Here is a 19,600-nt window from a genome sequence, read left to right as displayed (position 1 = left end):
CAGTCGTAGCGAGTATGTCGATTAGGAATAATAAATTTTTCTCTAACTTCAACTGGTCACAGGTTTTTATGGCATGATGTGCGCCTGCTCAATTTATCGAGAGACTTAACCTTAAAGGGCTTGTTGTGGCATTAAAACCAACCGTATATAAATTCAAAATGTCGGTTTCCGATTTAGACCGTTCTTATTTCGATTCACTTAGTTTAACCGTTGCAAAACACCCGTCCGAGAACGAAGAGCGGATGATGGTGCGTTTGTTGGCTTATTGTCTTAACGCGCAAGAATTCTTGAGCTTTGGTGCCGGGTTAAGCGAGTCGGACGACCCTGCAATCAGCGTTAGAACACTCGACGATCAAATTGCCTTGTGGGTTGATGTGGGCGAACCCGAGCCGGAGAGAATCAAGAAAGCCACTCGTAGAGCCCAGCAGGTCAAAGTCTATAGTTTTAATACCAAATCCGATGTCTGGTGGGCGCAGGGCGAATCGCAATTTCGCCGCCTTGATGTCGATGTGTGTCGCTTTAATTGGAATGACATCCAAACGTTTGCCAATATGCTCGAACGCACAATGGATTTCACCGTCACCATCAGCGGCAACTCTGCTTTTATTGCCACCGCAAAAGGCGAATGTGAAGTCAGCTGGGAAACGTTGCTTGAACAAGCAAAAGAGTAATTAGAGGCGGTTTAACAATAGCGGCAATGATTTTTGCGGATACTCAGCAGGCCTGCTGAGTTTTGGCGGCGTTTAAGCTTCGAGTTTTCGTAATGCCGCTTTACGATGTTGATTGCGGCCGTGGATGACCAGACCGATACCGCCGAGCATCAAAAGGGCAGCCAAGATGAAGCGCAGGGTAATCGGTTCCGCCAAGAGCCAGTTTGCACCTAATGCGGCGAGCAGCGGCACCAACAATTGGGAGGCGGAAGCCATGCTCGGGGAAAGATTGGTCAGAGCCTTGTACCATAAAATATAAGTCAGACCGGAAGTCACCGCGCCGGAAAAAATTGCCAATCCAATCCCTTCGGCGGTGAATAGGACGTTCGGCAGAAAAAACAAGCTGACGACTGTGGCCAGAGCCACCATCGGCAGAGTGCGATAAAAATTAAATGCCGTGTCGTGCAAAGGATCAAGCGATTTGCGGCCGTTCAAACTATACATTGCCCAAGTGTAGGCCGAGATACCTACCATGACCACTCCCCACCAGGAAGGCGTGCTGAGTTTCGGGTACATTAAATAGACCAAGCCCAATAACGCCAAAGCCACGCCTATCCATTCCGCCAGGTGTAATTTATCGCCCTTACGTACCGCATAGCCGATCATGGTCAGCTGCACCACCACCGCCAAAATCAAGGCGCCGTTTGCGGTGCTGATGGCTACATAGCCGTAGGAGAAGGTGATCGCATAGATAAACAGAAACACCGCTGCCCGCCAACTGCCTCTACTCACAGAAACCGTTTGGTTACCCGGTGAGCGCGTTTTTTGTTGTCGGCGCATCCAAAGCATCACCAAAAACAACATAGCGGCCGCCGAGCCAAGCCTTAAATTGGTGAAACTAATAGGGTCGATCAGATGATCGTCAAGCGCCCAGCGGCAGACAATCGCATTGGTGGCGAAAGCGACCATCGACAAAAACGTAAACAAGGCGGTTTGGATAAGCGTGGAACGGGCAAGCGGCATTATTTTTTCCCAGTAAACGACCAGAACGGTCGTGTGCGCTATTGTAAGGTTTGTGCGAAAAGAAGCTAGTGGAATTTGAGCCTGATTATTGGGTTTGGCGTTTATTGCCGAGTGCGTTATCTGCGCTTATTCTTCATGGTTGCTTTAACAAGCTTCCCGAAATCTTTATCTTTCTTTCTTTTGTCTAAATAGGACATCTGATTAAAATCGGATTCTCTCTTCATTTTCAGATAGTTTTGATAGCGCTCTTCGGATAACTCACCACGTTCAATCGCCGCTAAAATCGCGCAGCCTTTTTCATTGGTATGGGAGCAGTTGGCAAATTTGCAGCTTTGGGAAAGCTCCAATATTTCTGAAAAGGTTTCATCCAGTCCTTCATCTACAGACAGGCTGCCAAGTTCCCTCATTCCCGGGGTGTCGATGATCATCGCCCCGTTTTCCAAGCGAACCAATTGACGACTGGTTGTGGTGTGTCGGCCTTTACTTTGTATTTTACTCACTGACTGTGTTTCAAATTGATCGCCACCGATGATGCTGTTAAGCAAGGTCGTTTTACCGACACCGGAAGAACCCAACAAGCAATAGGAGGATCCGCTCTTCAATAGACCAATAATGGAATCAATGCTCTCTTGGTTTAAATTGCTGAATTCCATCACGGTCGTTTTCGGAGAGATAGCCAAGATTTTTTCTTTGATTTCATTAATCTCTTCATTGGGGATAAGATCGCTTTTACTCAGTAGAATAATCGGCTTAATCCCGCTTTCATTGACCATGACTAAATAGCGTTCCAAGCGTCGGAGATTAAAATTCTCATTTAGGGATTGGATAATGAAAGCGACGTCGATATTTGCTGCGATCAATTGGAAATCAACCAACTTTCCAGCGGTCTTTCTTTTTAGAAGCGTCTTTCTCGGGAAAACGCCATAGATGATGGCGTGGGTATCCTCATCGAAAAAATCGGCATAAACCCAGTCACCGGTCGTTGGAAGGTCAATGGCAGAGTCGGCACTGTAGAGAAGGTTGCCCGACAGTTCAGCAAATATGTCCTCTCCACCTTTTGTAACGGTGTAGCTGTCTTTATGTACGGAAACGACTCGAGCAACATCATGAGCGGCGATTTTTTCATCATCCGCTTTGCTCTCAAACCAGTCGCTATAACCTAGGGTTTTCAGATTACTCATAATTCAATTTATCTTTACTCGCTAAATTGCACGTAACGCATCAATAATTGACGCAGCTTTGTGCGTCTATTACCAAAGGCGCAAGGTTGGTTGGTTTGTTAGGGCACTAACGCTGTGCCGATACCCCAATTTTTAACGGTAGGAAGAAAACGGTAGTTTTTGGCTAGCATTTGCTGTATTCAAAATTCAATATTTTGAATTTATTTATTTTTTTCAGCTAATTTCTCAAGTTTATTAAGCCAACTATTGAAGTGACTACATTTTTCACGAATTAAATCCAACCCTATATCATTTGCAATAAGAGTTCCTTGAACGACTTTGTCGTATTCTGGCATTAATTTTAAAATTCGTTTAGATGGTGCTGTGTGTGGGCTATCGTTGATATGTTCTGGGGTGGCACAGGAGTCAGCTATGGTTTGCAGCGACTCTACGGTCTTTTCATCTGTCCAATCTGAAAAAGCAGAAACATTACTAAATAGTAACGCTTCATACTCATGTACAAGAATGTTTGGAATAAAATTTCTTTCTGTTATGTCTTCTAAAAGAGCTTGTTCTAGAAATTCTACTTTATGATGTCCATTAGTAAGTTGACCGTATTCTTGGTCTGATTTTTTTGGGAAGTCTGTTGGCAAAGCATAAAGGTCAAAAAGTGTTGTGACAAAAGCACTATGTTTTTCACGGCATTGACGAATTATTTGTGGTCTGACTTTAGCATAACTTACCAAGCCGCCTTTATACCCTTTTTTGGTTTCAACTAAGATTGCGTCAATGTATATACCAATGTTAAAAAAGTGTTCATACAAAACATCTCGAACAAATGTTTCTTCTGTTTGACCTTCTACCATGACATAAACACGAATCATCTAGACGGTCTCCCACCTAGTAAATTTTTAGTCCAAAGTTCACCAAGACTATAATCCTCAAGCCAAGTTTCTAATTCCTCAGAATCTAGTCGTTTAAAGGTAGAGGACCCCTCTTTTTTGTCCACAATAATAACGTCTTCGACTTCAAACTGGTTAAGCAGTTCGACAGATTGAGTAGAAATTATTAATTGATGCTTTTCTGCGGCCGTACGCATTAAGGAACCTAAAACGGTAATTGCATATGGGTGTAACCCTAACTCTGGTTCATCAATCAATATTGTCGCTGGGCAAAGTTCATCAGGCTGCAATAATACGGTTGCAAGACAAATAAAACGCAATGTTCCATCTGATAGAGCACTAGCAGTAAATGGGGTGTCTTGGTTACGTTCAACCCATTCCAATTGAATCATTTCAGGGTTGGCAATAGTAGGTCTAAGAATAAAGTCACCGAAAAAAGGAGCGACTAACTGAACCGTTTTTACAATTCGTTTGTAGTGAGACTCGTGTTGGGTTTTAAGGCGATTAAGGAATGCCGCGAGATTGCTTGCATCTTCTTTAAGGTAAATATTGTCGTTAATGCCGTGTATCTGTTTAACCTTCGCTGACGCACTTGTATCGTGAAAGTGATAAACAAGCCAGCCACGCATTGCTGGTACCACGAATTTGTAAATACGCGTTTTACGTTTTTGATCTTCAGCATAAGACTCAAAATGACCAGAGGCTGCGCGCCAGTCCCCATGGCCTGTCCACCACAAAGCTTCATGCGCGAACATCATTCGGTTATCTTGTGTAGGCTTTAATTTAAAGTTATATCCATTATCACCAAATCGCAGTTCGACAGATATTTGTTCTGTATTCTTACGTCCATAATGCAATAAAGCATCTGGTCCACCTTGTTCACTGACGGTAAGTTGTAATCTTTCGTCTAAGATTCTACGTATTAAGCGAAAAAAGCTAATAAAATTTGACTTACCCGCTCCGTTAGCTCCAATTAATACATTGAGCATAGATAAATCGAGGTCACATTTTGCTATCGATTTATATCCCTCAAGACGCAATTCCGAAAGTTGATCTGAGTCTATAACAGGTTTTAATTTATGGTCACTCAATGTTTAATTCCTAATAATTATTGTGCCCATAAAATTCATGCTTAATTAAGTCAAACTAAGATTAGTTTGTATGTTTAACTTTAATTGAAAAGGGATAATCTTTTTGAAAGCATAAATATGGGAGTCAAAAACGTACCGTCACAAATGTATTAAACCTTTATGTTCTCTCCGGTTCAATCCTACTGCGCAAAATCTTCCGGATCGTAACCCAGGTTTGGTGCAAGCCATTTTTCGGTTTCTTCGATCGTCCAGCCTTTGCGGTGGGCGTAGTCTTCAACTTGGTCGCGTCCAAGCGAACCGACACCGAAGTAGCGGCTTTCCGGATGCGCGAAGTAGGTCCCTGAAACCGCGGCGGTTGGAGTCATCGCGAAGCTTTCGGTGATGTCCAGACCGATGGCGGTATCCGGTTTCAACAGTTCCCAAATCGTGCCTTTCTCGGTGTGATCCGGGCATGCCGGATAACCGGCCGCCGGACGGATGCCCTGATAGCGTTCGCGGATCAGGTCTTCGTTGTCCAGATTCTCTTCCGGCGCGTAGCCCCAATCTTCTTTACGTACGATCTCATGCAGGGTTTCGGCAAAGGCTTCGGCGAAACGGTCGGCCAGTGCCTTGAGCATGATCGAGCGGTAGTCGTCGTGCGCCGCTTCAAAGCGTTCGATGTGTTCGTCGATGCCGATACCGGCCGTCACCGCGAAGAAACCGATGTAGTCGGCCACGCCGGTTTCCTTAGGTGCGATGAAGTCAGACAGACAGTTGTTGGCGCCGCCGCGTTTCTTCTCCGCCTGCTGACGCAGGTGGTGGAAGGTATGCAGTACTTGGGTGCGCGATTCGTCCGTATAGACTTCGATGTCGTCGCCGACGCGGTTGGCCGGATAGAAACCGTAGACCGCTTTGGCGGTCAGCCACTTCTCGTCGATGATCTGTTTCAGCATCTCCTGCGCATCTGCGAACACCTTGCGCGCTTCTTCACCGACGACCTTGTCGTCCAGAATGCGAGGGTACAAACCGTGCAGTTCCCAAGACTGGAAGAACGGCGACCAGTCGAAACGCTCGACCAGTTTCTCAAGCGGGAAGTCTTCCAACACTTTTGTACCCAGGAAGGTCGGTTTAACCGGTGTGAATTCTGACCAGGCCTGTTCAGTTAGTGCCGGGTTCTCACGCGCTTTGTTTACCGGAATACGCTTGACCTGTGCGGCACGCGCTTTACGTTCTTCACGAACCTGTTCGTATTCGGCGCGGATTTTGGCGGCGAAATCGACTTTCAGGTCGTTGGAGATCAGACTCTGCGCAACACCAACCGCACGCGAAGCATCTTTAACATAGACCACAGGATGATCGTATTGCGGTTCGATCTTGACTGCCGTGTGCGCTTTGGACGTGGTGGCACCACCGATCAACAGCGGCAGATCCATGTTGCGTTCTTTCATCAGCTTGGCGACGTTGACCATCTCTTCCAGAGACGGGGTGATCAAACCGGAAAGTCCGATGACGTTCGCGCCTTGTTCGACGGCGGTGTCCAGAATCTTCTCGGCCGGAACCATAACGCCGAGGTCGATAACCTCGAAGTTGTTACATTGCAGTACCACGCCGACGATGTTCTTACCGATGTCGTGAACGTCGCCCTTAACGGTTGCCATGACAATCTTACCGTTGGCTTGACCTTCGGCTTTTTGCGCCAGCAAGTACGGATCAAGATAGGCCACGGCGCGCTTCATGACGCGGGCGGATTTGACCACCTGCGGCAGGAACATCTTTCCGGAACCGAACAGGTCGCCGACCACGTTCATGCCGTCCATCAATGGCCCTTCAATAACCAATAGGGCAGAACCAAGTTTCTGGTAGGCCTCTTCGGTATCGGCTTCGATGTAGTCTGTGATCCCTTTGACCAGCGCATGTTCAAGACGTTTTTCGACCGACTCGTCACGCCAAGCGGTGTCGTGCACCTTGCCGGCGGCCGTACCGTCGCCACGGAATTCTTCGGCCACTTCTAGCAGTCTTTCACCGGCGTCTGGGTCTTTGTTCAGGATAACGTCTTCGACTGCTAGGCGCAGTTTTTCAGGCAAGTCGTCGTAGATCGCCATCTGTCCGGCGTTGACGATACCCATGTCCATACCTTCCTTGATCGCGTAGTACAGGAAGACCGAGTGGATCGCTTCACGAACCGGATTGTTGCCTCGGAACGAGAAGGAGACGTTGGAAACCCCACCGGAAATCTTGGCGTGCGGCAGGTTCTTTTTGATCCAGGTGACGGCATTGATGAAATCCATACCGTAGTTGTTGTGTTCTTCGATACCGGTCGCCACTGCGAAAATGTTCGGGTCGAAAATGATGTCCTGCGGCAGGAAGCCGACTTTATCGACCAGAACTCGGTAGGAGCGTTCACAGATTTCAATCTTGCGCTCAAGCGTATCCGCCTGTCCGGTTTCGTCAAACGCCATGACGATGGCGGCCGCACCGTACTGTTTGACCAGCTTGGCGTGTTTGATGAAGGCTTCTTCACCTTCTTTCAAAGAGATGGAGTTGACCACCCCTTTACCTTGAATGCATTTCAGACCGGCTTCAATAACGTCCCATTTAGAGGAGTCGATCATGATCGGTACGCGCGACGCTTCCGGTTCCGAAGCCAACAGGTTCAGGAAACGCACCATGCACGCTTTGGCGTCGAGCATCCCTTCGTCCATGTTGACGTCGATGATCTGGGCGCCGTCTTCCACCTGTTTCACGGCGATTTCAATCGCTTCTTCGTAGTTCTCTTCAATGATCAGACGCTTGAATTTGGCCGAACCGGTGACGTTGTTACGCTCACCGACGTTGACGAAAAGCGAGCTTTCGTCGATGTTCAGAGGTTCAAGACCGGATAGGCGACAGGCCGGTTGGATTTCCGGCAGGGCACGGCGAGGGTATGCCTGTGCGGCGTTGGCCATGGCCTGAACGTGATCCGGCGTGGTTCCACAGCAACCACCGATGATGTTGATCCAGCCTCTTTCTGCCCAGACTTTAATCTCTTCGGCCATCTGTTCCGGCGATTCGTCGTATTCACCGAATTCGTTCGGCAGACCGGCGTTCGGGTGAACGGAAACAAAGGTTTCGCAAACGCGGCTCAATTCTTCGACGTAAGGGCGCAGTTCTTCAGGCCCCAAGGCACAGTTCAGACCGACGGACAGAGGTTCCGCATGAGCGACGGCGTTGTAGAACGCTTCGGTGGTCTGACCGGAAAGCGTACGTCCGGACGCGTCGGTGATGGTACCGGAAAGCATGATCGGCACTTCGTAACCGACTTCTGTTTCCACTTCTTTAACCGCGAAAATAGCCGCTTTAGCGTTCAGTGTGTCGAAAATGGTTTCGATCAGAATGGTGTCTACGCCACCTTCAAGCAAAGCATGAGTGGCCTGTTTGTATGCGGTGACCAGTTCGTCGAATGAGGTGTTACGGAAGCCTGGGTCGTTGACGTCCGGCGAGATCGAGGCGGTACGGTTTGTCGGCCCCAAAACCCCGGTGACAAAACGCGGCTTGCCGTCTTCGGCTTCGGCGATGTCACACGCTTCGCGCGCCACTTTGGCGGCCGCCAGGTTGATTTCGCTGACATACTCCTGCATGTCGTAGTCGGCCTGCGCGATGGTGGTGGCGTTGAAGGAGTTGGTCTCCAGAATGTCGACGCCTTTGCGCAGGAACTCAAGATGAATGTCACGAATCACGTCCGGCTTGGTGATGACCAGAATATCGTTGTTGCCTTTGATATCCATGTGATAGTCGGCAAAACGCTCTCCACGAAAATCTTCTTCGCTCAGGTGCTTGTCCTGAATCATCGTTCCCATGGCACCGTCCAGCACCATAATGCGTTCTTGCAGAAGGGATTTTAGATTTTGAAGACGTTCTGTTCGTTGACTCATTGGGGTTTCCGTAGATAGCTTAAATTTTAATCGGCGTATTTTAACCGATTTATGTTGTAAGCACTAATTTGCGCGTGGAATTTGGATTGTGTTAATACCATGAATACTTTAAGGTAATTGCATAAAGTTTAGCGGGCTTGAGGGGGAGGTATTCAAAGCGCGCGGTTGACGCTCGTAATCGGGAACGGCCTTGCTGGATAAAACGACGGAAAGCCGTTGTTTAATCAAGTATAATTGCCGCCTTTAATTTTGCTTTAATCACGAAATAATGGATGCGCCATGCTCTGCCAAGTCTTTCCGGAACAGTATGCCTCACAACTCGAAGAAAAAGTCACACGCTTAAACGCGTTGTTGCCGAGTTTGCCTAATCTTCAGGTGTTTGAATCACCTGCATCGAACTATCGTGCCCGTGCCGAGTTCCGTATTTGGCATGAAGGGGATGAAACCGATTACATCATGTTCAACTCCGAGACCCGCGAGAAGGTGGCGATCAAGTCGTGTCCGATGGCGATTAAGGCGATTGACGAACTGATGCCGAAGCTGATGGCTGAAATCGTGGCCGATCCGGCGTTGCGTTTGAAGTTGTTTCAGGTTGATTTTCTGGCGACCTTGAGCGGCGAGATGTTGGTTACGTTGATCTATCGACGCCAGATTGAAGGTGACCAGGCCTGGTTGGATTCCGTTGCCAAACTTAAGCAAAGCTTGCCGATCGATCATGTGATTGGACGTGCCCGTAAGCAGAAAATTCTGTTGGATAAGGACTATGTGGTTGAGAAGCTACAGGTGGACGGCAAGGAATTCATCTACCAGCAGGTGGAAAACAGCTTTACCCAGCCGAATGCGTTTGTGGCGCAGAAGATGTTGGGTTGGGCGCGCCAGATGTGCGACAAATATCTGGACGGTCAAGGCGATTTGATCGAGCTGTACTGCGGTAACGGAAACTTTTCGATTGCGTTGGCGGACAAGTTCCGCAGAGTTTTGGCGACGGAAATCTCCAAGACTTCGGTTCAGTCGGCACAATTCAATATCGCCGCCAACGGCGTGGAGAACCTGACCATTCTCAAAATGGCGGCGGAAGAGGTTTCTCTGGCGTTGCAGGGTCAGTCTTTCAACCGTCTTAAAGATGTGGATTTGCCGAGCTATGATTTTCAGGCGATGCTGGTCGATCCGCCGCGTGCCGGTCTGGACGACCTGACGCGCAAGATGGTGACCGAATACGACCATATCCTGTATATCTCTTGTAACCCGGAGACGCTAGCGCGTGATTTGGAAGCGATTTCGGCGACGCACGACATGGTGGAATCGGCTCTGTTCGACCAGTTCCCTTATACACACCATATTGAAAGCGGTGTCTTTTTGAAACGTAAAAACAACGATAAGGAATAAACAATGCTAGCTTGGATAGGCGCTTTATTGATTGGTTTGACGCTTGGTTTGCTCGGTTCGGGCGGTTCGATTCTGACGGTTCCGGTATTAACCTACATTGTTGGCCAAGAGACCAAAGTGGCGATTGCCGGTTCCTTGATGATCGTGGGTGTGATCAGTCTGTTCTCCGCGATTCCTTATGCGTTGCAGAAGCTGGTGAAGTGGCGCACGGTGGTGTTGTTTGGGGTGCCGGGAATGGCGGGTGCCGCTGTGGGTGCCTGGGGTGCTCACTATGTCAGCGACGCCATCCAGATGTTGGTGTTCTCGGCACTGTTGTTGAGTGCCTCTTACTTGATGTTCAAACCGATGAAGTTGGGCGATGCCGAACATGAGCACACCGAACGTGCGATGGGTAAGATCGCCGTGGACGGCTTTGTCGTTGGCGCGATTACCGGTCTGGTCGGTGTCGGCGGCGGCTTCCTGATCATTCCTGCGTTGGTGCTGCTTGGCGGGCTGTCGATGCGTCTGGCGGTGGGAACCAGTCTGGTGATCATTGCAATCAAATCATTTGCCGGTTTCGTCAGTTACCTGAAGGTGTTGGATTCGTTGAATTTGTCTTTGGACTGGTCGATCATTTGGATTTTTGCGGTGATCGGTATCGTCGGAGGCTGGCTAGGTCACAAAATTAGCAGTAAGATAAACCAAGAGCAACTCAAAAAAGGGTTTGCTGTATTCCTGATTCTGATGGGGGCGTTTATCCTCTACAAAAATCTACCGGGGCTTTTCTAAGCCCCTGAAAGCGGGGTGTTATGGAGCTGATTTCAGTTAATGTCGGTAAAGTTGAGCGTCACCAATGGAAAGACGGTGATGCGACCTCTTCGGGGTTATATAAGTCGCCGGTTCACGGTTTGGTTCATGTCGGCCTTATGGGGTTGGATGAAGACGAACAGGCTGATCTGAAAAATCACGGCGGCTTCGACAAAGCCGTGTTTGTGATGCCCGCCGACAACTACAAGCTGTTCCATATTCATGAACCCTATGGTTTTCTGGGTGAGAACCTGACCATTTCCGGTATTGACGAAACTCAAATCTGTCTTGGCGACCATCTTCAGGTGGGCAGTGTGTTGCTGGAAGTGACTCAGCCGCGTTCGCCTTGCTGGAAGTTGGGCGAGCACGTCAAAAGCGTTCCGACTTGGAGTGCGGCCGGTAACTTCCTGAACAACTATTCCGAAAGCGGCCGGGTCGGCTTCTATTGCCGTGTGCTACAGGAAGGCATCTTGCAGAAGGGCGATCCGGTCACCTGGTTGCCGATGGAGGTCGAACTTTCTCATGGCTACAGTCGGATTTCCATCAAAGATCTGTTTTTGGCGAGACAGTTTCATAAATCCGAAAAAGATTGGCATCTTTTACGTGCGGCCGAAGATCATCCGGCATTGTCTCTGGCTTGGAAAAAAAGTATTCACAACCTTCTTACCGACCACGCCAAGCATTCATTGTAAGTGGTGCCTTCTAGGGCAGGTCGCAACGAAAGACGGTCGGCTGACCGTCGCTTAAACCATCCTGAACGATGACGAATTGAATCTGTTTACCGGACTGCGAAACGAACTGGATGCCTTCCGGTTTGCCTTTTGAATCCGGTAGTTCACACAGCGGTTGTAATATATCCTTTTCTGAATCGTTTCCTTCCAATCCATTCTTCCCGTTCCATAACAGGACCTGATAGGGCATAAGCTGGTCGCCGACCGCGCCGGTCAGAATCAGCAGGCCTGCTGGGGTTTCATTTATCCCGCGGATTCCGCCGCCGTTTGGTGTTTGGATGTAAAGCATCTTGGGTTTCTTGACCGTAAAGCCTTCTTTTTTCAGTTTCAAATGCAGGATTGGAACATGGTTGCCGCGTAAGACCGGGCCACGGAAGCCAATCAAAAGGCGTCCTTTATCGTCGATTGCCAAGCCTTCCAGATCGATACCGTTCTCTTTACTGGGAATTTGGATGAAACGATTCAGGATCGGGTCTTGTTCCAGCATTGGATCGAGCGATAGGGAATCGATTGCCTTAGGTTGGAGCTTTGCGTTGAGTTTTATGCGGAATAGCTGGTGTCTGGCCGGTTCTTTAACGACCTGTTGCAAACGTTTCAGGTTTTCTTTCTGGCTGAGATTGTCTTTGAGCTTCTTGCGTTTCAGACTGTGGGAACCGAGGGCGTAGAGGTAAGGTTCTTGCCAGGCCAGTCCTTCAATATCCAGTTCGTCGGTGGATTGGGTCAGTGTGATGACACTGGCACTTTGCCAGTGTCCGTTGTTGGAAACGAACAGTTCAAGTTGGTGTCCTTCGTCGGTTGCAAGCGCCATGAAATCCGGCGTGACAACAATGCCGCTGATGTTTTGGTTGTCGATTTTCAAGGTGTGTGAAAATGACCAGGTCTGTTGGGATTGAATTTGAGCCATCGGCAGACGATCCGATGCGCTTGCACTCGTGAACAGAGGCAGAAGTAAAAGCGGTAGAAAACGGAACAGGCTGTTTGGATTCATCATAGGGCTTCCGGCGATATTGCAAAACGCGGTTAAGGCGGATTGTGTAAAATAGCGTTTATGAAAATGGATGGTAACACAATGACTGATACAAACAGCGAACAAACGCCCGAAAAACTGACCAAAAAAGAACGTACTAAGGACTGGATCAAACCGCCGAAAGCGATCATGAAACCGGTCGGACGCGCGATGGCGCAGTTTAAGATGTTGCGTGACGGTGACCGTGTGCTGTTGGGGCTGTCCGGTGGGAAGGATTCGTTGAGCCTGTTGGTGATTCTCAAACACCTGCAACGCCATGCGCCGGTCAAATTCGAGCTGGCCGCCTGTACCATTGATCCGGAAATTCCTGGATTTGATCCGTCGCCGTTGAAAGAGTGGTGCGCCAAAATGGAAGTACCTTACTTCTATGAAAGCGAAGACATGGTTGGCTTGGCCGAAGAACGCATGAAAGGCGACTCGTTCTGCAGTTTCTGTGCACGCCAGAAACGCGGCATCCTATATACGGTTTGTCGCCGTGAAGGGTATAACGTTTTGGCATTGGCCCAGCATCTTGACGATCTGGCGGAGAGTTTCATAATGTCGGCCTTTAATGCCGGGCAGTTGCGTACCATGAAGGCGCACTACCTGAACGACGACGGCGACATCCGTATCATCCGCCCGCTGGTGCGTGTGCGTGAAAACCAGACACGCGACTTCGCCGAAGCGGCGAACCTTCCTGTGATTCCGGATAACTGCCCGGCCTGTTACGCCAAACCTCAGGCGCGTGCCGAAACCAAGCAGTTGTTGTTGGAGCAGGAGAAAAAGAACAAACACCTTTACGCTAACCTGTGGACGGCAATGCAACCGTTGATTGCTGACGACAACTATGAAGGATTGGCAGGATTGGCCGAGCCGGTACCGGAAAAGGTGATCGGAACCGATGAGGAGGAAATGTGAGCAAGCGGGCTCAAAGCGATTCGAATCAAAACCGACAGGCCTGGTTAGGTGGTCTGTTGAAAGGTTTGGTGGTGGTGTTCAGTTGGATGCCGCTGCGAATGAACCGTTGGTTCGGGAGTTTGATCGGTTTGTTGATGTGGTGGATTCCGAACAGCAATAAACGGGTTTCGGAAAAGAATATCGCGGTCGCATTCCCTGAGTTGTCTGCGGAAGAACAAAGCCAACTGGTCAAGCGTAGCTTGATGCACCTTGGTCAGGTGGTCACGGAATTGGGGCCGGCCTGGTGTTGGCCGGAATCCAAACTGTTGCCGTTGATCAAAGAGGTTAAGGGACAAGCGTTCTTGGATCAGGCTCGGGCGCAAAATAAAGGGATATTGTTGTTGGCGCCGCATATCGGAGCTTGGGAAGTCAACGGCATGTACACCTCGACAACTCAGGAATCGACCTATCTTTACCGTCCGCCGAACATTCCTTCTGTGGAAGCGTTTATGGTCAAGGCGCGCAGTCGTTACGGCGCTAAATTGTCTCCAACCGATATGCGCGGCGTACGTGATTTGGTGAAGGGGTTGAAGGCACAACAGCTTTCGGCGATTTTACCCGATCAGGACCCGGGTGAACGCGGGGGTGTTTACGCACCGTTTTTCGGCCGTCCGGCCCGAACCATGACATTGGTTTCGAAACTGATTCAGAAATCGGACTGTGCGTTTCTGTTTGTGGTGATGGAGCGCTTGCCGAAGGCGCAAGGTTATCGTCTGCATGTACTGCCTGCGGAACCGGAAGTGGCCAGTGAAGATGAAGAGGTTGCAGCCGCTGCGTTGAACCGTGGTGTCGAGGCGTGTATCCGTATCGCTCCCGAACAGTATCTGTGGTCTTACAAGCGTTATCGCCACCCACCGGAAGGTGTGGAAGACATCTATAAAGCTTGAACATTTGCTCATTTAGATAGAAATCAGATTTATGTTATTTGTTAAAAGTTTTTTGTTGATAGTCGTTGGTTTCTTCTTGTCATATAAATCATATGCTGAACCCCTGAAAGATAGGAATCATCAAAAACTAGCAGTTGAACACAAATTTACTGCAACAGAAGAGTCTGATTTGCCTCCTGATCCAGAGGGGCAGAAGGAAGATTAACGCTTTTGGGAATTGATCGTGATAATGATGGTGTTCGTGATGATATTCAGAGATATATCTATTTTAACTATTCATCAGATCTAAATGTTCAAGCAGCATTAACTCAACTAGCAAAACAGTATCAGGTAAATTTAGTGGTAGCTAATGATAGATTGGCCGTTTACCATGAGGCAGTTAAATTTAATCGCAGGATGGAATGTCTGTTTTTTGTTGCTGGAAGGAATGCAATTGATTTATCAGCACAGCTTAAAGCTGAAGTTTTAAATACTTCTTTAAGAACACAAAAGCATCTTCGTTTTAATAAAAATTTAGGCGGGCAAATAATTATAAGTAAACCTATTTCTGAGTGGCCTAATAGTTGTAATTTTCAAATAAAATGATGGCGAGTTTGGAAACAGAGTTTATGTGATTTTGTATAGCCCCTCTGTCAGCTTTAACGTTCTTACTTCGGTTTCGGCTGGTAAGTCAGTATGGTCACTCCTCCAACGACCAGCACCAGCCCGAACGCATGCCATATGCTGAACGGTTCGTTCAGAATCCATACCGCTAATACGATGGTCACCAGTGGCCCCAATGTGCCTATGATGCCGGTTTGAGCGGGGCCGATCTTGGCGATGGCTTCGCTGATCATGAAGCTGGGAATGACGGTGCTGAAAATCGCCAGCAAGAACAACCAGAGCCAAGCCATGGCGCTGACGTTGAGATTGGAAAAGTCGTTAAACACCACATAGTGGATCAGCACAAAGCCACTGGAGATCGCCATCGCCAGACTGGTGAACCACAGGCTTCCCACTTCATGAATCAGTTTTTTGCCGAACAGCACATAGAAAGAGAACGTCAAGGCGGCCAGGAAGACCAGCAGAGTACCCACGGACGTATTTTCACCACTGAACTGCAGTTCTTGATGGAACGAGACCCAAAGACCGCCGTAGGTGACTACCAGCGCGAGCAGGATCTTTCGGGTTAATGGTGTTTTGAAAAACAGCGCACCGAGCAGGGCGACCATAATAGGGTAGGTAAACAGGGTCAGACGTTCCAGCTGTGCGGAAATCATCTCCAAGCCTTTCAGGTCGAGCAAGGAAGAAAGATAGTAACCGATGAATCCCAGAAGTGTGATTTTTATAAGGTTACCGCTTAGTAATGGCGTGGTTGTTTTGACGCGTACTAACCAAACCATAATCAGCAGGTAAATCGGTAGGGCGATTGCCATTCTAAGCATCAAGACGCTGTCAGTATCTAACCCTTCGGCGTAGGTAAGTTTGATGAAGATCGACTTGATGGAAAACAGCGCCGTTCCGAAAATGGCGAGCAAGAAGCCGATGGTTCTCGGTGAGGCGTGTTTAAAAAAAGCCATGGCGACTGAATCGAACTATTTTACTTTGCGGCCGATATACCAGGCATATCGGTGACGTTCCGGCTGCTCGGAGAAATCGTTTTCGCTCGGTAGCCAACCTTCGCCGTAAACCAGTGTTTGCAGTTTTGGCCAGGCCTGGTTGAATTCACCCGTGTTGATATAGAAGTCGGGATTGCGCGGCGCATTGTCCTGAACGGGTGCCAGAAAAGTCTGGTAGAACAGCAGGCCGCCCGGTTTCAGGGCGCTTTCCAGTTGCGGGAATAGTTTGCGGTCCAGATAGCGGCTGACGACAATTACATCGTATTGCTGATAGGGCAGAAGCATCTGTTCCAGGTCGGTAATCAAAGGTTCAATCGGTAGCTGGTTCAGGCTTGCCCAGTTGTTCAATACCGTCAAGGCGCTGTCGGAGATGTCCCAGGCGTGGGTCTTGAGTCCGCATTGAGCCAGAAAACGCGCATTGCCACCCAGTCCGCAGGCCACTTCCAGAGCTTGTCCTTTGAACGGAAGCAGGCGGCTGTGCTGTTTGAGGGTGTGGCACGGGTTGGCCGGGGTGTTGAGTGTGGCGGAAGCGTATTTCGCATCCCATTTCTGTGCGCTGTCGACCGTCATCGTGATCTTAAGAATCCATTATTTGCGCCAGAAAGCGGCTGTGAATAGAACCAGAAGGGTGAAAATTTCCAGACGTCCCAGAAGCATCGCAAAGGTCAGCACCCATTTGACCGGATCGCTCATGGTTTCGAAGTTCGAAGCCACTTCGCCCAGACCAGGACCCAGGTTGTTCATCATTGCGGCGATGGCGGAGAATGCGGTGATTTGATCGACGCCCATCGCCATGATGATAAGCATCAGGACCGCGAAGGTGAAGACATAAACCGACAGGAAACCCCAGACAGCCGCCATGACCTTTTCCGGAATAGGCTTGCCGTTGAGTTTGACCGGCATGATGGCGTTGGGGTGTAGCAGCCCTTTGATTTCTCGGGTTCCCTGCTTGAATAACAATACGAAACGGATCATTTTCATTCCGCCCGCCGTCGATCCGGCACTACCGCCGATAAAACTCATCATAATCAGCATGACTGGCAGGAAGGCCGGCCAAGCGGAGAATTCGGCATTGGCGAAACCGGTCGTGGTGGCGATGGATACGGTCTGAAAGATTCCGTAACGGAAGGCTTCTTCCCAAGTTGGGTAGATCCCTTTGAAACACAGGTAACTGGTGACGATCACGGTTCCGCCGATCAGCAGGCTCGCATAGGCCTTAAACTCCGGATCCCAACGGTAGGGGGTGAGACTGAAGTTGCGGAAAGCGGTGAAATGCAATGCGAAGTTGATACCGGACAGGAACATGAATACGATCGCCACGGCTTCGACCGAAGTGTTGTCGAAATAACCGATACTGGCATCGTGTGTCGAAAAACCACCGATAGCGACTGTCGAGAAACTGTGGCCGAAGGCGTCGAACCAGTTCATGCCCGCCATCCAGTAGCCGATGGCGCAGGCGACGGTGAGACCCAGATAAAGATACCAGAGGGTTTTGGCTGTTTCGGAAATACGCGGCGCGATTTTAGAATCTTTGACCGGCCCCGGGGTTTCCGCTCGGTAGAGCTGCATGCCCCCGATACCAAGCATCGGCAGGATGGCGACGGCCAAGACGATGATACCCATGCCGCCCATCCATTGCAGCTGTTGGCGGTACCAGAGAATGCCGTGAGGAAGATCATCCAGGCCGGTGATGACGGTGGCGCCGGTGGTGGTCAATCCTGAGAAAGATTCGAAAATCGCGTCGGTCAGGCTAAGCGGGACATCTTGTTCGATGTAGAACGGTAGAGCACCGACCAGTCCGAGTACGCTCCAGAACATCACCACAACTACGAAGCCGTCGCGAATCTTGAGTTCTTGTTTGAAGTTTCTTGTGGGATACCAAAGGAAAACACCGACTAACAGTACGCCAAGAAGAACACTGCTGAATGCGAAGACGGAACCATCACCGTACAGAAGGGAAATCAATAATGGCGGAACCAGGCTGATGCTGTAAAGCATCAACAGGATACCGAAGACTTTAGTGATGATTTTTGAATGCATAGTCTTTGAATTCGTCGCCGTTTAAGTGAGCCAGCCTTTGGCCGGTGCCGGGGTGAAGAGTTTGGCGACGTCGGTTGCGCTGTTTGGATCGGTCAGGAATAGGATGACATGGTCTTCCGCCTCAATTTCCAGATCGCGATGCGAAATCAATACCTGTTCTTCACGGATGATGCAACCGACGGTTATGTCTTTAGGCCAGTCGATATCGCCGATGCGCTGACCGATTACTTTGGAGCTGTTTTCACTTCCGTGGGCAATCACTTCCATGGTCTCCGCCGCACCGCGTCGTAGCGTGGCCGCCTGAACGGTGTCGCCTTGTCGCATGTAGTGCAGTAGCTTACTGGTGGTGATCTGGTCGGCCGAGATGGCGACATCGATGCTGTTCAGCTGAATCAGTTCGATATAAGACTGATTGTTGACCAGGGCGATGACGCGCTTAACCCCGAGTTTTTTCGCCAGCATACCGGAGATGATGTTGGCCTCGTCCGAATTGGTGACCGCAACGAACAGATCGATTTCGTCGATATTCTCTTCGAGAAGCAGGTCTTTGTCGGAGACGTCACCATGAATGATGATGGTGTTGTCGAGTGTTTCCGCAACGTGGCGGGCCTGTTGGATATTGTGGTCGATCAGCTTGACCTGGTGCTTCTTTTCCAGTGCCTGAGCCAGACTGAAGCCGATGTTACCACCACCTGCGATCATGATGTTTCGAGAAGGGCGCTCCTTGTGGCGACGCAGCTCCTCTACGATCGAAGGGATGTATTTCGGTTCCGCCAGGAAGAATACTTCGTCTTCTGCGTTAATGGTGGCGTCGCCGTTCGGCATAACCACTTCGCCCCTACGGTAGATGGCGACGATTCGGGTTTTGACGTCTTTTGGCAGGTAGTTTTTGAGTTCTTTGATTTTCTTATCGACCAACAGACTGCCTTTGAAGGCGCGAACCGCAATCAAACGTACTTTTCCGCCTGCAAAGTCGATGACCTGCAGTGAGCCCGGGTACTCGATCAGCTGAAGGATGTAGTTGGTTACGAGTGTTTCAGGGCTGATCAGGACGTCAATTGGTAGGGTGTCCGCATTGTAATCACGGCTGAAAAGTTCCGGGTGGTCAAGGTAAGAACGGCTACGCACACGGGCGATTTTGGTGGCTGTTTTGTAGACCAGGTGAGAGATATGACAGGCCAGAATGTTGGTTTCATCGTTCTGAGTCGCCGCAATCAGCATATCGGCTTCTTCAAGGCCCGCCTGTTCCAGAATGTCGGGATGGGAGGCGTATCCGCAGACGGTCCGAATATCCAGTCGGTCCTGCAGTCGTTGGAGATTGGCTTGGTCGAGGTCGACGACGGTGACGTCATTGTTCTCGTTGGCAAGCAGTTCGGCGAGTGATGAGCCAACCTGACCCGCTCCTAATATAACGATATTCATTTTTGGTAATGGTCTTTTCAGCTTAGTGCAATATTTTGGCCTTATTCTACGCCGATAATGCGATTTTAAAA

At 49.4% G+C, this 19,600-nt stretch carries 17 protein-coding genes; 7 read left to right on the top strand and 10 right to left on the bottom strand.

Annotated elements, in window-relative coordinates; translation table 11 throughout:
• Positions 1-125: 125 nt before the first annotated feature.
• On the top strand, positions 126-671 hold the full coding sequence (locus tag QCB45_RS09195) for a YaeQ family protein (protein WP_279420665.1): 546 nt from the start codon (positions 126-128) through the stop codon (positions 669-671).
• Positions 672-743: 72 nt separating this feature from the next.
• Here the strand turns inward: QCB45_RS09195 and QCB45_RS09190 are convergent, their stop codons facing one another.
• From QCB45_RS09190 to metH, 5 genes are all read right to left on the bottom strand, one after another.
• Complete coding sequence (locus QCB45_RS09190) at positions 744-1,673, bottom strand: DMT family transporter (protein ID WP_279420664.1); 930 nt, start codon at positions 1,671-1,673, stop codon at positions 744-746.
• 116 nt (positions 1,674-1,789) lie between these two features.
• Positions 1,790-2,854 (bottom strand): ribosome small subunit-dependent GTPase A, encoded by a 1,065-nt coding sequence (gene rsgA, locus QCB45_RS09185; RefSeq protein ID WP_279420663.1) that lies wholly within the window; start codon positions 2,852-2,854, stop codon positions 1,790-1,792.
• A 200-nt stretch (positions 2,855-3,054) separates the two neighbouring features.
• Positions 3,055-3,717: a DUF4276 family protein gene (locus QCB45_RS09180; RefSeq protein ID WP_279420662.1), complete on the bottom strand. Its 663-nt coding sequence runs from the start codon at positions 3,715-3,717 to the stop codon at positions 3,055-3,057.
• Positions 3,714-4,826, bottom strand: a complete 1,113-nt coding sequence (locus QCB45_RS09175) for an AAA family ATPase (RefSeq protein ID WP_279420661.1) — start codon at positions 4,824-4,826, stop codon at positions 3,714-3,716. The genes QCB45_RS09180 and QCB45_RS09175 overlap by 4 nt, the downstream gene beginning before the upstream one ends.
• 179 nt (positions 4,827-5,005) lie before the next feature.
• Entirely contained in the window at positions 5,006-8,716 is a 3,711-nt protein-coding gene (gene metH / locus QCB45_RS09170; protein WP_279420659.1) for a methionine synthase, read from the bottom strand.
• Positions 8,717-8,995: 279 nt separating this feature from the next.
• Here metH and trmA point away from each other — a divergent pair, with 279 nt between their 5' ends.
• The 3 genes from trmA to QCB45_RS09155 are packed head-to-tail and all read left to right on the top strand — an operon-like array spanning position 8,996 to position 11,580.
• On the top strand, positions 8,996-10,102 hold the full coding sequence (gene trmA, locus QCB45_RS09165) for a tRNA (uridine(54)-C5)-methyltransferase TrmA (protein WP_279420658.1): 1,107 nt from the start codon (positions 8,996-8,998) through the stop codon (positions 10,100-10,102).
• 3 nt (positions 10,103-10,105) lie between these two features.
• A complete protein-coding gene (locus QCB45_RS09160) occupies positions 10,106-10,870 on the top strand; it encodes a sulfite exporter TauE/SafE family protein (RefSeq protein WP_279420657.1) in 765 nt (254 codons plus the stop codon).
• A 20-nt stretch (positions 10,871-10,890) separates the two neighbouring features.
• Complete coding sequence (locus QCB45_RS09155; RefSeq protein ID WP_279420656.1) at positions 10,891-11,580, top strand: MOSC domain-containing protein; 690 nt, start codon at positions 10,891-10,893, stop codon at positions 11,578-11,580.
• 10 nt (positions 11,581-11,590) lie between these two features.
• On the opposite strand, the gene QCB45_RS09150 is transcribed toward QCB45_RS09155, so the two are convergent.
• Positions 11,591-12,610, bottom strand: a complete 1,020-nt coding sequence (locus tag QCB45_RS09150) for a DUF3616 domain-containing protein (protein ID WP_279420655.1) — start codon at positions 12,608-12,610, stop codon at positions 11,591-11,593.
• Positions 12,611-12,688: 78 nt separating this feature from the next.
• Here QCB45_RS09150 and QCB45_RS09145 point away from each other — a divergent pair, with 78 nt between their 5' ends.
• The 3 genes from QCB45_RS09145 to QCB45_RS09135 all read left to right on the top strand — a co-directional run bounded on the left by QCB45_RS09145 (position 12,689) and on the right by QCB45_RS09135 (position 15,054).
• Positions 12,689-13,543, top strand: coding sequence for an ATP-binding protein (locus QCB45_RS09145; RefSeq protein ID WP_279420654.1), 855 nt, complete (start codon positions 12,689-12,691; stop codon positions 13,541-13,543).
• Entirely contained in the window at positions 13,540-14,469 is a 930-nt protein-coding gene (locus tag QCB45_RS09140) for a lysophospholipid acyltransferase family protein (protein ID WP_279420653.1), read from the top strand. The genes QCB45_RS09145 and QCB45_RS09140 overlap by 4 nt, the downstream gene beginning before the upstream one ends.
• 210 nt (positions 14,470-14,679) lie before the next feature.
• Positions 14,680-15,054, top strand: a complete 375-nt coding sequence (locus QCB45_RS09135; protein ID WP_279420652.1) for a hypothetical protein — start codon at positions 14,680-14,682, stop codon at positions 15,052-15,054.
• A 62-nt stretch (positions 15,055-15,116) separates the two neighbouring features.
• On the opposite strand, the gene QCB45_RS09130 is transcribed toward QCB45_RS09135, so the two are convergent.
• From QCB45_RS09130 to trkA, 4 genes are read right to left on the bottom strand one after another with little or no spacing between them, the layout of a single operon-like run.
• Positions 15,117-16,028: a DMT family transporter gene (locus QCB45_RS09130; RefSeq protein WP_279420651.1), complete on the bottom strand. Its 912-nt coding sequence runs from the start codon at positions 16,026-16,028 to the stop codon at positions 15,117-15,119.
• Between the two features lie 15 nt (positions 16,029-16,043).
• Positions 16,044-16,637 carry a class I SAM-dependent methyltransferase gene (locus QCB45_RS09125; RefSeq protein ID WP_279420650.1) on the bottom strand — a complete coding sequence of 198 codons (594 nt, stop codon included), beginning with the start codon at positions 16,635-16,637 and terminating at the stop codon, positions 16,044-16,046.
• Positions 16,638-16,655: 18 nt separating this feature from the next.
• A complete protein-coding gene (locus QCB45_RS09120; protein ID WP_279420648.1) occupies positions 16,656-18,107 on the bottom strand; it encodes a TrkH family potassium uptake protein in 1,452 nt (483 codons plus the stop codon).
• A 21-nt stretch (positions 18,108-18,128) separates the two neighbouring features.
• Positions 18,129-19,529, bottom strand: a complete 1,401-nt coding sequence (gene trkA / locus QCB45_RS09115) for a Trk system potassium transporter TrkA (protein ID WP_279420647.1) — start codon at positions 19,527-19,529, stop codon at positions 18,129-18,131.
• Between the last annotated feature and the right edge of the window lie 71 nt (positions 19,530-19,600).

The sequence above is a fragment of the Thiomicrorhabdus sp. ZW0627 genome, assembly GCF_029767005.1.
Taxonomy (GTDB): domain Bacteria; phylum Pseudomonadota; class Gammaproteobacteria; order Thiomicrospirales; family Thiomicrospiraceae; genus Thiomicrorhabdus.
This window is presented reverse-complemented; position numbering and strand designations above follow the sequence as displayed.

Coding starts and splice junctions, on each gene's coding strand:
- QCB45_RS09190 (WP_279420664.1), bottom strand. CDS start 1,673: ATGCCGCTTGCCCGTTCCACGCTTATCCAAACCGCCTTGTTTACGTTT.
- rsgA (WP_279420663.1), bottom strand. CDS start 2,854: ATGAGTAATCTGAAAACCCTAGGTTATAGCGACTGGTTTGAGAGCAAA.
- QCB45_RS09180 (WP_279420662.1), bottom strand. CDS start 3,717: ATGATTCGTGTTTATGTCATGGTAGAAGGTCAAACAGAAGAAACATTT.
- metH (WP_279420659.1), bottom strand. CDS start 8,716: ATGAGTCAACGAACAGAACGTCTTCAAAATCTAAAATCCCTTCTGCAA.
- trmA (WP_279420658.1), top strand. CDS start 8,996: ATGCTCTGCCAAGTCTTTCCGGAACAGTATGCCTCACAACTCGAAGAA.
- QCB45_RS09160 (WP_279420657.1), top strand. CDS start 10,106: ATGCTAGCTTGGATAGGCGCTTTATTGATTGGTTTGACGCTTGGTTTG.
- QCB45_RS09155 (WP_279420656.1), top strand. CDS start 10,891: ATGGAGCTGATTTCAGTTAATGTCGGTAAAGTTGAGCGTCACCAATGG.
- QCB45_RS09150 (WP_279420655.1), bottom strand. CDS start 12,610: ATGATGAATCCAAACAGCCTGTTCCGTTTTCTACCGCTTTTACTTCTG.
- QCB45_RS09145 (WP_279420654.1), top strand. CDS start 12,689: ATGACTGATACAAACAGCGAACAAACGCCCGAAAAACTGACCAAAAAA.
- QCB45_RS09130 (WP_279420651.1), bottom strand. CDS start 16,028: ATGGCTTTTTTTAAACACGCCTCACCGAGAACCATCGGCTTCTTGCTC.
- QCB45_RS09125 (WP_279420650.1), bottom strand. CDS start 16,637: ATGACGGTCGACAGCGCACAGAAATGGGATGCGAAATACGCTTCCGCC.
- QCB45_RS09120 (WP_279420648.1), bottom strand. CDS start 18,107: ATGCATTCAAAAATCATCACTAAAGTCTTCGGTATCCTGTTGATGCTT.
- trkA (WP_279420647.1), bottom strand. CDS start 19,529: ATGAATATCGTTATATTAGGAGCGGGTCAGGTTGGCTCATCACTCGCC.